The organism is Rummeliibacillus sp. JY-2-4R (assembly GCF_053847205.1).
In genome coordinates this window covers 545,264-557,829 of record NZ_CM132623.1, presented here as the reverse complement: position 1 = coordinate 557,829, position 12,566 = coordinate 545,264, and the positions used below count along the sequence as shown (strand labels likewise).

The following is a 12,566-nucleotide window of genomic DNA, read 5'->3' as shown; positions in this document are numbered from 1 at the left end:
TTTCTTTCCTCCAGTAAAGCTATTTTGATTTTTCTTATATTTTAGTTAGTCAACTTTTTCCACAGCATGTCCACCAAACTCATTTCTCAAAGCAGCCACTACTTTCCCTGTAAACGTATCCTTGTCTAAGGAGCGGTAGCGCATTAATAATGACATAGCGATAACAGGTGTAGCAGCTTGTAGATCTAGGGCCGTTTCAACCGTCCATTTCCCTTCCCCAGATGAGTGCATAATCCCTTTAATTTCATCCAATTTAGCATCCTTGGTAAATGCATTCTCTGTTAACTCCATTAGCCAAGAACGAATAACGGAACCATTATTCCAAACCCGCGCTACATTTTCGTAATCATATTCAAATTGACTTTTTTCTAATACCTCGAAGCCTTCTCCAATTGCTGCCATCATTCCATACTCGATTCCATTGTGAACCATTTTTAAGAAATGGCCGCTCCCTGCTTGTCCGGCATATAAATATCCGTTTTCTACAGATGTATCTTTAAAAATTGGCTCAACGATATTCCATGTTTCAGGATTTCCGCCAATCATATAACAAGCTCCGTTACGAGCGCCTTCCATCCCCCCGGATGTGCCAGCATCCATAAAATGGATCCCCATTTCTTTTAGTTGATTATATCGACGGATTGATTCCTTATAGTGAGAATTACCTGCTTCTATCACGATATCTTCCTCATTTAAAAGTGGTGTCAGCTCATCAAGAACAGAATCAACCACAGAATGAGGGACCATCAACCAGAGAACACGTGGTTTTTCCAACCCTTGAACTAGATCTTGTAAATTCGATACACCATTGGCTCCGTATTTTTTCATTTCTTCCACCGCACTTAAATTAAGATCAAATGCGACTACTTCGTGTTTATGGTCAATTAAATTTTTGCCTAAATTTAATCCCATTTTCCCTAATCCAATTAATCCAACTTTCATATTTATTCCTCCTAAATTCTTAATTACTTTTTATAATTCTTTCTGGTTAGAATTACATTCGCGGTGATTTTACCACCACTTATATCCATCCTCTTCTAATAATTGATGAGCTGCCTCTGGCCCCATTGATCCGGATAAATAGGTGTGAAGGGGAACTCTATTTTCTTTAAATGCTTCTAAAATAGGCTCTACCCATTTCCAAGACAGTTCTACTTCGTCCCAATGTGCAAAAAATGTTGCATCCCCAATAAGAGCATCAAATAACAATAGTTCATATGCTTCGGGAACATCTTGTTTACCTGCGGAAAAGTCTATAATGATAGGTTCCATTTCCCCGTTTATTGGATTTTTGCTGTTTAACCGTAGTGACACGCCTTCAACTGGGTTTATATTGATTGTTAAAAGATTAGGTTCAATCTGTTCCATTTCAGAACTATAGGAACCCTTTAATGGATTTTTAAATTCAATGACAATCTTTGTTGTCTTTTCCTTCATTCTTTTCCCTGTCCGAATATAAAACGGAACCCCATCCCAGTAGGAATTATCAATCCATAGACGAGCCGCAATAAATGTATCGTTTTGAGAAGATGGGTCAACACCAGTCCCTTCTCTATATGCAACTACAGAGCTTCCGTTTATTTCTCCTTGCCCATATTGACCACGGACTACGTTAGCACCTACAGTTTCCAGCTGTAATGGCCGCAATGATTCCAACACTTTTCTTTTCTCATTGCGAACTTCATTTGTGGTAATCCGGTTAGGCAAATGCATGGCTGTCATCATTAACAGCTGTAGCATGTGATTTTGAACCATATCACGAATGGCTCCTGCTTTGTCATAATAGCCAGCTCTTTCTTCAACGCCAACGATTTCACTTGCCGTAATTTGGATATTGGCAATATATCGATTGTCCCATAATGATTGCAATACAGGGTTAGCAAAGGCTAGGACTTCAAGGTTCTGAACCATTGGTTTTCCTAGATAATGATCGATACGATAAATTTCATCTTCTTCAAAAGCTCTACTTAGCTTTTCATTTAATTCTTGTGCTGATTTTAAATCATGTCCAAATGGTTTCTCTATAATCAATCGTTTCCATCCATTTGTTGCGCCCAATCCACTATTTTTAATGTTCATGGCAATCACGTCAAAAAAATCTGGGGCGACTGACAAATAGAACATTCTATTCTCTTCAATATTCTGGTTTTCTTCATTTTGTTGAACAAGTTCTAATAATTTTTTATAGCCTTGAGAATCTGTTACATCTAACTGACAATAATGAAACGCCTTGACGAACTCATCTTTTTTAGTTTTATCATTCATCAAATGTCTAGAAAATGTATACAAGGAATCAATGACCCTTGATTGAAATTCACTGTCAGAAGATTCACTTCTTCCTACACCAATAACGGAGAAGGACTGCGGTAATTTTTGATTGAGATATAAATTAAACAGGGCTGGATAGATTTTTCTTTTAGCTAAATCTCCCGTTGCCCCAAATAATACAAAAGTCATAGAATCCATTTAAAATTCCTCACATTCTGATTCGAGTTTTAGGATTACTTACTCCCCTATTTCTAAACGAAAGTTTTGGTTCCCCGCATAATTGCAAATCCTAATTTCTCTTAAATGAGTATGTCCACATTTGGGACATTTTTTATTATTTTGGGTAATAGTTAAACATTTATCACAAACCCAAAAATCTTTCCCATTATGTCTTTCCATTAGAATCTCTCCTTTCGCATAAACAACTTGTTATTGCTCAAACAGTATATTATGTATAGTTATTTTTAAAAAGTACGCACTTTATTCGCATATAGTACCAACCAATGAACATAGTGTTAAAAATGATACTATTAATAAAATTAAAATGCCTTTGTTTTGCGTTAAAAAGGGATATTTTTCGGACACTCGTTTTTCCTTCTTTCAATACTACGTGTAGAGTATACATCCATCTAAACCCTATTCTTTAAAATACAAACATGAGAAATAATAAATGAGGATAGGATTCATCATTTAAACTTTTCCGCAAATAATAAAAATTATAAAAATAAAAAACCCTTTAGCAGCAATGATGTACTAATTACTACTAAAGGGTTTTAGGAATATTTTTATTATAATGTGGTTTTTATTTTTCTAATTACTCATAACTTACAACTGTTATTTACAGGCTGTTTACTTAACATTGGACAGATCTTCTGTTTCGCCTTCCAATACGTTCGCAATATAGTCTTTGCCCCATTCATACATTGCATCTAAAATCGGCATAAGACTTACCCCATACTCAGTTAATGAATATTCAACTTTTGGTGGAACTACGGGGTACACTTCACGATGTACAATTAAATGATCTTCAAGCTCTCGTAATTGATTGACAAGCATTCTTTGGGTAATGCCCGGCATAAGGGCCTTTAACTCACCAAATCGTTTTGTTCCTTCTTTACCTAAGTGCCATAAAATTAACATCTTCCATTTGCCGCCAATTATTGCAAGGGTTAATTCTTTTTCGCAGTTAAAAGTTTTCTCACCTAAATTTGGCATACACATCACCTCCTCCCTTATTTTAACCAATAGTATACTTTTTAGCACTATATGCTTTTAAAGTGCGTACTTTTAATTTAAATATATACTGAGTATACTAACATCGTGCTAGTGAGTAAATAGATTTTCAAAGGAAACTTTTACACATTCCTAACAGAAAGTCACTTAGCATAATCACACATATAAATCATCTATAAGGAGCGAATATAAATGAAATTACAATTAGCTTTAGATTTAGTCAATATTCCACAAGCAATTGAAGTAGTGAAAGAAGTCGAAGAGTATATTGATGTTGTAGAAATTGGTACACCTGTGGTGATCAATGAAGGTCTTAAAGCAGTGAAAGAAGTAAAAGCTGCATTTCCTAACTTAACTGTATTAGCTGACTTAAAAATTATGGATGCTGCTGGATATGAAGTAAGTCAAGCATCTGCTGCTGGTGCAGACATTATTACTATTCTTGGAACAGCAGAAGACGAGTCCATTAAAGGCGCAGTAGAAGAAGCAAAAAAACAAGGAAAAGAAATTCTCGTGGATATGATTGCAGTGAAAGACATTGCAGCTCGTGCTAAAGAATTAGATGAACTTGGTGCTGATTATATCTGTGTACACACAGGTTACGATCTTCAAGCTGTAGGGAAAAATTCTTTTGAAGATTTACACACGATTAAAAGCGTTGTAAAAAATGCCAAAACAGCTATTGCTGGTGGAATTAAATTAGAAACACTTCCAGAAGTTATTAAAGAACACCCTGACCTTATAATTGTAGGTGGTGGTATCACAAGTAAAGAAGATAAAAAATCTACTGCACGCGAAATGCAAGAATTAATTCAACAAGGTTGATTCAACAATGAAAACTACTCAGTATTTAGCCGAAGTCATTCAAGAATTAAGTCAAACAGTCAACTTAATCTCTGATGCTGAAACAGAGAAATTAGTAAACCAAATTTTAGAATCCAAGAAAATCTTTGTGGCTGGTGCGGGCAGATCTGGATTGATGGGTAAATCTTTTGTGATGCGAATGATGCACATGGGGATTGATGCCTATGTAGTAGGAGAAACCGTAACAGCAAACATGGAAAAAGGCGATTTATTAATCCTTGGTTCAGGTTCAGGAGAAACCAAGACCTTAGTTGCCATTGCAGAAAAAGCGAAAAGCTTAGGTGGTATAGTTGCAGCTATAACGATTTCTCCCGAGTCAACCATTGGAAAATTAGCTGATATCATTGTGAAATTACCAGGAGTAACAAAAGATCAGTCTCTAGGTGATTTCAAGACCATTCAACCAATGGGATCTTTATTTGAGCAAACGATGTTGTTATTTTATGATTCCGTCATCTTGCGATTTATGGAGAAAAAGGGCTTGGATTCCAATAAAATGTATGGCAAACATGCCAATCTTGAATAAAATACACCCAAAATAAATAACAGAAAGACCGCATTGATTCCTTTGTTGAACTTGCGGTCTTTCCTTTATATTAAAATTCATTTTATAAAATAACGAAATGAGGTCAAATAAATGGTCCGATTCGGAGTAATTGGTACTAATTGGATAACAAGTAGATTAATTGAGGCAGCTAGAATGGTACAGGGATTTAAACTTACTGCAGTTTATTCTCGCACACTGGAAAGGGCTGAAGAATTTGCAAACCAATATAATGTATCAAAATGGTATACAGATTTAAATGAAATGGCTGCTAGTGATGAAATAGACGCCGTTTATATTGCGTCTCCCAATTCATTTCACGCCGAACAAGCGATTCTATTTTTACAAAACGGCAAACATGTTTTATGTGAAAAACCAATGGCTGCGAATGCTACCGAAGCCAAAAAAATGATTCAAGCAGCAAAAGATCATCATGTCTTATTAATGGAAGCCATGAAATCGACACTGCTTCCGAACTTTAAGATCATTCAAGATCACTTAAATAAAATCGGCCCCATTCGGAGATACTTTTCAAGTTACTGTCAATATTCATCCCGTTACGATAAATATAAGGAAGGGATAATCCTTAATGCCTTCAATCCCAAGTTTTCAAACGGTTCTTTAATGGATCTTGGCGTTTATTGTCTATATCCACTTATTGTATTATTTGGTGAACCAAACGAAGTCAAGGCAACCGGTATGATGCTTGAGTCAGGTGTAGATGGTGAAGGAAGTATACTCTTAAGATATGACGATAAAGATGCCATCATCATGTATTCAAAAATTACGAACTCCTATTTACCAAGTGAAATTCAAGGTGAAAAGGGAAGTATCATTATTGATAAAATCCATACGCCTGAAAAGGTAGAAATCCACTACAATGATGGAACAATAGAACCTTTGTCAATAGAACAATCTCACCCACCTATGTATTATGAAGTGAAAGAGTTTGTTGAGTTAATTCAACATGGAAAAACAGAGTCTGTTATTAATTCATACAAAAATTCATATACGACCTTGCAAATAGTAGATAAAGTGCGAGATGAAATTGAACTTGTATATCTAAGTGATCAAAAATAACAAGTATGTTGTGAAAGTCATAAAACTTCAACCTAATTAGTGTAGATTTGGAATAAAGATTGATTAAGTAATATCCCTCAACCTTCTAACAGCAATTTCAAACTTTAAGTGATCTAAAGTATCCATTTCTTTAAGGTATGATAATACTAGCATGATTGAGGATAGCTAATAAAAAGGAGAACATTATAATGAATCAGGATAAATTTATTGGCTTTATCGGTACTTATACAAAAGGAAACAGCGAGGGAATATATTCCTTTCAATTAGATATTGCCGCAAGCAAAATCGAAAATTTACAAGTTGCCGCTAAAATTGATAATCCTACCTATTTAACAATTTCAAAAAATAAACGTTTTTTATATAGCATTATACAAGAAGGCACCATGGGTGGAGTGGCTTCTTTCTCACTCGATAGTTCGACAGGCAAGCTTCAAGAGCTAAACAGGCAATTATCGGAAGGACCTCAGCCCTGCCACCTTTTTGTAGATAGTGAACAACGCTACCTACTAGTAACAAATTACCATAAAGGGACAATTAGTGCGTATACCCTAAATAAAGAAACGGGGACGATTAACGCTAATCCTTCTGTCATTGTGCACCAAGGAGCAACTCCTGAACAAGTTCCACATACTCACTATGCATGTTTCACACCTGATGAAAAATATGTAGTAGTAGTTGATTTGGGAATTGACCACTTATATACTTATGAAATTGTTAATAATGCTTTACAAGAAATAACGCATTTGACATTAAAAGCTGGCAGCGGTCCTAGACATCTAGTATTTCATCCTAATGGCCGCTATGCATATATCATGACAGAGTACAGTTCTGAAGTTATTGTATTAAGATATCAAACTGAGAATGGTACATTTACAGAAGAGCAATATATTTCTACAATTCCGGCAGATTTTACAGAAAATAATCAAGGTAGCTTTATTCATATTTCTTCAGATGGCCGATTTATTTATGCTGGTAACCGAGGGCATAATAGTGTTGCCGTTTTTAGCGTTGATGTAGAAACCAATTTATTGGCTCCTGTTGAAACAATATCCTCAGGAGGTGATTGGCCACGGGACTTTTCCTTAGACCCAACTGAAGATTATTTAATTGGATCGAACCAGCAATCCAGTAATCTGGTTATTTATAGACGAAACAAAGAAACAGGAAAGCTTACTTTACTTAAGTCAAATCTTACTATTCCCCATCCAGTTTGTATAAAATTTATAAGTCAATCTTAAAGAAAGTCCATGATCGGCCAAAAAGAAAAGAGAGGAGTTTTCCTCTCTTTTTTGTATATATCTTAATTAAATATTATCATATCAATGATGGTATATAGCGAATTTAGTATCCAATATCCTTTTTTGTATGAGTTGAACTAAGAGTCACCAAATGCAATATTATTTCTAACTTGTATATCTATTATTTAATTATGTAAAAAAGTAAGAGGATAATATGTTCTTTTATTGACCGTAATATCCTCTTATTGGTGTAAACTATTAAAAATCTTTTACAAAACATGCTCTTTGCTTTTTCTTCTTAGGATGGTTAATGTACTAATAATGATAAGACTTTTTTCATCCATTCTTAGATTTACCTTAGAACCCACTAATGTCTTACCAAATCTCTTCCACCCATTCAGGATGGTCGATAAATGGATTGCGATTTCCTTGAATATTGAATATTTTTTCGTTTCGTTGTTTTTCCCACTCACTTACTGGATCCTGTTCATTCCATTGTAGTAAAACAGAAAGCTTTCCGTGGAAAGGATTTGATCCATTGTTAACTTGATCATTTAATTCTAAGTCAACTCTGTCATCTTTTTCATAACGTGTTGCCATATAAAATAGTATTCTAGCGATATCACCTTTTACATCATTTGGTGGCTCCCATGAATCAGAATCTCTTTTACACTCAGAACAATTGTTTACCGCACTGCCACCATTATCAAAATCTAAATTTCCTCTTGAACTGTTAACTTGTACGTCACTTGGACGTAGGTTATGAATATCTGTACCCGGGCCATTACTTGTACCAAAATCACCATGTGACTTAGCCCAAGTATGCTCTCTATTCCAGTCTCCTACATTGCCACCGGCTTTAGTCTTTGGACGAGATTCCCCAGTATAAAGGAGGATGACATTATTCGGATTATTTGGATCTTCATCTGTTATTTTTAATGCATCCCACACTTCACTGTAAGAAAGCACACGATTATTATCGATGGCATCATGTAATGCAGCTTTTAACGCTTGACCCTTTTTCCCAATAGCATCGCTATAATATTCATCCGTAGTATCTTTAGCAGTAACAGTTACAGTAAAACTAGAAGTGATAGATTCCTTACCATCTGTAGCTGTAACTTTCACAGTATGTGTGCCAATTGATAAACTGTTTAAATTCAGCGTTGCACCATTAATTGTTCCTAATGTAGAACTAAATGTTAGTTCATCGTTATCCGGATCATGAAAATAATCTGTTAAAGAAAAATTTACATTTTCGCCTACCGCCACAGTTTTATTCTCAAACGCTTTTATTGCTAATGGAGCTTGGTTTTCTTCAGTTGTTGGAGGTGTCGTATTTCCTTCACCTTTTGAATCTTTAAACAAAATGCTTTCTGGATTTGCTCCATTCTTATATTTGATTTTTTTGATATTTTCAGCGCCTCTAATTTCTTTCACATTCGGTCCATCAATTGTGACCTTTTTTAGTGGAAGACCTGTGAAGTCGATAATGGCACCAGCTTCTTCTGGTTTAATCGTCACGGTTGAGCCATTAAAGCCTTTGCTCGTGAATCCTGCCCCTTTTAGCTCAGCGTATTTAGAACTTGTAATGGTAATTCCTTTTGTAATCTTGCCACTTTCAAAGTTCACAGAAATGCTTGGCTCAGAAAAAGTTAGTTCTTTCTCTTTGATGTTTGTTATGTTGTATGTTTTTTCAGCAACAATATTATCAGATAAATCAAGTTGTACCATTACTGGATCATGGTCACTTGCACGGCCAGCCATGTCCGTAAAATCAGCATTAATATGGAGAATATCAATTTTGGTTGAATCAGCAAGATTGTTCGATACTAAAATATGATCCAACACTTGCGAATTCCCTTGGAAAAGGTACGTATAGCGATCCGCTTCAGGTACTTTATTAATCATGTTCGTCATATTTTTTCCTTCAAGGATTTTCAACGAATCAGTGAATTGGAAATCGTTATAGTCACCGACAGAGACAATATTGGCATTTGGGTTATCCGCTTTAATTTTCTCTACAAAGCCATTTACTACATTTGCAATTTTATGACGTTGTACTTCACTTTCCAATTGAGGTGGTTGTGTTGAACCAAATAATGGTGTATCACCTGATTTAGAGTTCCAGTGGTTTGCAATAACTACAACACTTTCGCCATTAAAATCAAATTGTGCAGCGAGTGGTTTACGGCTATTGTTGAATGCACTATTTGTTGGATCAATTCGACCCGGGTTAAGTGTTAGTTTCCCATTTTCATAATCTACAGCCGTTGTAGCATCTCCACCTGGAATGTCTTTTGTTAATTGTACACGTTCTGGATTATATAGGAATCCTACACGGATATTCGCATTCGGTGCACCACCGTCTGCATTGTTCTCAGGGTCAATATTGACGTAATTATATTTAACGCCACCAGCTTTTTCAATTTCAGAAATTAAGCGTTGATAACTTTGATCTGCAGCAGTTCCTCCTGCAGTAGAACCATTATTATCCTGAACTTCTGTCACACCAATAATATCCGGGCTTTGCATATCAGTTGCAAATGCGCGAGCTAATTTGCGTGCTTTATCATCCGTTGTTTCTTTCGTATTATTGGAGAAGTTTTCTAAGTTATAAGAAGCAACAGTTAATTTGTCATCTTCCTTTTGGATTGTGGTTGTTTCGGGAACTGTATTTCCTTCAACATGCTTTGCTTTCATCTCATCATAATCAGCATAGATTTTATAATTTTGGAAGCCATAATTGACTACACCAGTAATCGGGCCAACAAATTTATCACCAGTTGCTACCTTAAAATCTCGAGCTTGCGTATTATCATAAAGTTTAAATTGAATTTTATCTGCATTTGCATTATCTGCTGTAAGTAGGACCCCACCATGAATAGTATCCGTTTTTCTGTTTTCTAGAACGGTAATCAGATCGCCATGTTCCTGTGGTGCTACAGCTTTCACATTGCCTACTTCCACTCTCATACCTTCAAGAGATTCCCAGAAATCGATTGCATCTTCTTCAGGATCAAATTTACTAAACCCATCGTTATCAATTACTTTAGATGGCAAATTATCGCTATTAATTACTACTGGTGCTGGAAGTGTGACATTGCTCTTTACAACGGCCACTTTACCACCTTGGTCGTTACGAGCATTAATTTCTGTGACAGATAAATCTGTGTCTCTTTTCGTGTCAGTATATCCATCAATTTGGTATTCATCTACTTTTCCATCAACACTTACAAGATCACCAATTTTAACGTTAGCTGCAGTGTTTCCAGTATAAACAACAATACCTTCTGAAGTGTTTGGATTGTTGTCTTTTTTATCATCAGGTGTTTGCATATGGAAATAGTTGCTGTTTCCTATTTTATATACATAAGTGACAATTCCTTCTACCCTTGAAACTGTCTCACCTTGTTCAGGTGATTGATGCGATTCTCCTTGAATATCATGAATTTGAATTCCTTGTGCTGGACCTGGATCATCTGGGTTTCCTGGTTCTTCTACAGATGAACCATCCATTGTATGTTTGCCGAGGTCAGTTGCATCATCTATCGGAAATTGATTCCACTCATTAGATGGATTAAATGCATCATTAATAATTGTATCGCCTGATGTAATGTTGGCTTTTCGGACTAATGTTACATTTTCCAAGGTTTTTGCTGTTTGACCAACTTGTCCAACTGAATCAATGACAGTATTTCCTTTTTTCAATACGACAGGATCATCCCCGTTAAAATTAATAACAATAGAATTAGCCAAATTCCCCTTACTCTTTATCTCGCTATTCGCGCTATTATTATAAATTACATAAATTTCTCCAGCATTAAGGGTTCCTGAAAGTGTTAAAGCTTGACTTGCTGAAGTAGCTCCGTTTGCATATAACTCCAATTTATACTGACTTAAGTCAATGGCAGATCCAGTCCCATTATAAAGTTCAATTGCTTTATTGTAGCTACTCCCCTCAATGTACTCAGAGATCAGCAATTCTGCAGCATGTCCTGTTTCTGCATAAGTTGGAATAGTTGGCGTTACGATACTTGCTGCTAAAAGTGTCGATAAAAATGCATTTACAGGCTTTTTCCATTTTCTTTTACTCATTTTAATTAGTCCCTTCCTTCATTTCGAATTTGTTGTTGCTTCTTCTTAATGCAATTAACACAAAATCAATTTCTCTATCTATAGGTAATATTCCTTTAATAGATAATTTTTCCTCTTATACTAGTAAAACATTAAATTATTAAAACCTTGTTTAAGTAATATTAAGTATCATTAACATTATTTAAAGATGTATTAATTTACATATGTATGTTATTTTCCCCATTATCAGTCCTGATGAGTAGACTTTTTCTTCATCCTTATGATCTTCAATAATAGCGCCCTTTAATGGAATAATAAAAATATGACCTCTGTCCAAAAATCATTTAGTTCCTCTTTCACTAATGCTGTCGTTAGTTTAAACTCAACGTTATTTTTTACATAGCCAAATTTTTAACTAAAAACAACAATCTTTTACAAAACAGCATTACAAAACAACCTCGCAGCCACAACTATTGCTTCCAATGTATGATTATATACAAGGTCATACAAACGATAGTGTTTAATCTTTCAGAAAATAGTATAAAGAAAATCTCTAGTCAAAATAGGCTAGAGATTTTCTGTCTTTCTTTTATCATACTTGGCTTTGAGGTAAGTGCCACCTTTATATAGACAATATCCACTCGCTAAACCACCCAAAATGATTACACTTCCTGCCATTTGCCTACGTGGTCTGTAATATACATAATCGTCATATCCATGCAATTGTTTTAATGATACATATTTCCCGTATCTCCAAACTTCTTTTTTAGGGTCATTATCGCCCCAAGCATAAAAGTATTCATTAAATGCAGTTGAGAATTTAGACATAATTATCCTTTCTTTAAGCAAATATTTGTTAATACCGACAAACCTTGTCTATACACAGAATTTTACTACAAAAATATTAAGGAGCATAATCATCAAATTGTTTCATTTTTATCGATTTTATATCAGCCCTCCAGTAGCATATAACAATTCAACAACTGCTCTTTGTCGTAATTTTCCTGTTATATGTTGCCTTAGTTGGTTCAATTGATCCAAAATTATGTTGAACTAATAGAAATTGCTACTATTGTTTAGGATATATAGTGGCTCATTTTAATTTATTTTTAGAATATATCTGTTTTATATAGCATATAATATAAAATGCGCTAACATCTTGCTTAGTAACTACCCAACGTGGTCAGTTGCCTCTAAGTTTTATTTCTTGTGTTTAGAAGACCTCCCGGTTTTGTTGGTTGCATGGCGGGGGTCTTCTTTTA

General features: G+C 35.1%; 9 protein-coding genes. 4 read left to right on the top strand and 5 right to left on the bottom strand.

What is annotated here, in order from left to right; genetic code table 11:
- Positions 1–45: 45 nt before the first annotated feature.
- The 3 genes from gnd to ACWV26_RS02630 all read right to left on the bottom strand — a co-directional run bounded on the left by gnd (position 46) and on the right by ACWV26_RS02630 (position 3,483).
- Positions 46–942 carry a phosphogluconate dehydrogenase (NAD(+)-dependent, decarboxylating) gene (gnd, locus tag ACWV26_RS02640; RefSeq protein WP_455896830.1) on the bottom strand — a complete coding sequence of 299 codons (897 nt, stop codon included), beginning with the start codon at positions 940–942 and terminating at the stop codon, positions 46–48.
- A gap of 69 nt (positions 943–1,011) precedes the next feature.
- Positions 1,012–2,466: a glucose-6-phosphate dehydrogenase gene (gene zwf, locus ACWV26_RS02635; RefSeq protein ID WP_455896829.1), complete on the bottom strand. Its 1,455-nt coding sequence runs from the start codon at positions 2,464–2,466 to the stop codon at positions 1,012–1,014.
- A 651-nt stretch (positions 2,467–3,117) separates the two neighbouring features.
- Positions 3,118–3,483 (bottom strand): winged helix-turn-helix transcriptional regulator, encoded by a 366-nt coding sequence (locus tag ACWV26_RS02630; RefSeq protein WP_455896828.1) that lies wholly within the window; start codon positions 3,481–3,483, stop codon positions 3,118–3,120.
- Positions 3,484–3,693: 210 nt separating this feature from the next.
- On the opposite strand from ACWV26_RS02630, the gene hxlA reads away from it, so the two are divergent.
- The 4 genes from hxlA to ACWV26_RS02610 all read left to right on the top strand — a co-directional run bounded on the left by hxlA (position 3,694) and on the right by ACWV26_RS02610 (position 7,227).
- A complete protein-coding gene (gene hxlA / locus ACWV26_RS02625; protein ID WP_455896827.1) occupies positions 3,694–4,326 on the top strand; it encodes a 3-hexulose-6-phosphate synthase in 633 nt (210 codons plus the stop codon).
- Between the two features lie 7 nt (positions 4,327–4,333).
- Entirely contained in the window at positions 4,334–4,891 is a 558-nt protein-coding gene (gene hxlB, locus ACWV26_RS02620) for a 6-phospho-3-hexuloisomerase (RefSeq protein ID WP_455896826.1), read from the top strand.
- Between the two features lie 111 nt (positions 4,892–5,002).
- Positions 5,003–5,989: a Gfo/Idh/MocA family protein gene (locus tag ACWV26_RS02615; RefSeq protein ID WP_455896825.1), complete on the top strand. Its 987-nt coding sequence runs from the start codon at positions 5,003–5,005 to the stop codon at positions 5,987–5,989.
- A 185-nt stretch (positions 5,990–6,174) separates the two neighbouring features.
- Positions 6,175–7,227 carry a lactonase family protein gene (locus ACWV26_RS02610; RefSeq protein WP_455898158.1) on the top strand — a complete coding sequence of 351 codons (1,053 nt, stop codon included), beginning with the start codon at positions 6,175–6,177 and terminating at the stop codon, positions 7,225–7,227.
- Between the two features lie 375 nt (positions 7,228–7,602).
- On the opposite strand, the gene ACWV26_RS02605 is transcribed toward ACWV26_RS02610, so the two are convergent.
- Positions 7,603–11,325 carry an endonuclease gene (locus tag ACWV26_RS02605; protein ID WP_455896824.1) on the bottom strand — a complete coding sequence of 1,241 codons (3,723 nt, stop codon included), beginning with the start codon at positions 11,323–11,325 and terminating at the stop codon, positions 7,603–7,605.
- A gap of 546 nt (positions 11,326–11,871) precedes the next feature.
- On the bottom strand, positions 11,872–12,132 hold the full coding sequence (locus tag ACWV26_RS02600; RefSeq protein WP_455896823.1) for a hypothetical protein: 261 nt from the start codon (positions 12,130–12,132) through the stop codon (positions 11,872–11,874).
- Positions 12,133–12,566 lie beyond the last annotated feature (434 nt).

Coding starts and splice junctions, on each gene's coding strand:
- gnd (WP_455896830.1), bottom strand. CDS start 942: ATGAAAGTTGGATTAATTGGATTAGGGAAAATGGGATTAAATTTAGGC.
- zwf (WP_455896829.1), bottom strand. CDS start 2,466: ATGGATTCTATGACTTTTGTATTATTTGGGGCAACGGGAGATTTAGCT.
- ACWV26_RS02630 (WP_455896828.1), bottom strand. CDS start 3,483: ATGCCAAATTTAGGTGAGAAAACTTTTAACTGCGAAAAAGAATTAACC.
- hxlA (WP_455896827.1), top strand. CDS start 3,694: ATGAAATTACAATTAGCTTTAGATTTAGTCAATATTCCACAAGCAATT.
- hxlB (WP_455896826.1), top strand. CDS start 4,334: ATGAAAACTACTCAGTATTTAGCCGAAGTCATTCAAGAATTAAGTCAA.
- ACWV26_RS02615 (WP_455896825.1), top strand. CDS start 5,003: ATGGTCCGATTCGGAGTAATTGGTACTAATTGGATAACAAGTAGATTA.
- ACWV26_RS02605 (WP_455896824.1), bottom strand. CDS start 11,325: ATGAGTAAAAGAAAATGGAAAAAGCCTGTAAATGCATTTTTATCGACA.
- ACWV26_RS02600 (WP_455896823.1), bottom strand. CDS start 12,132: ATGTCTAAATTCTCAACTGCATTTAATGAATACTTTTATGCTTGGGGC.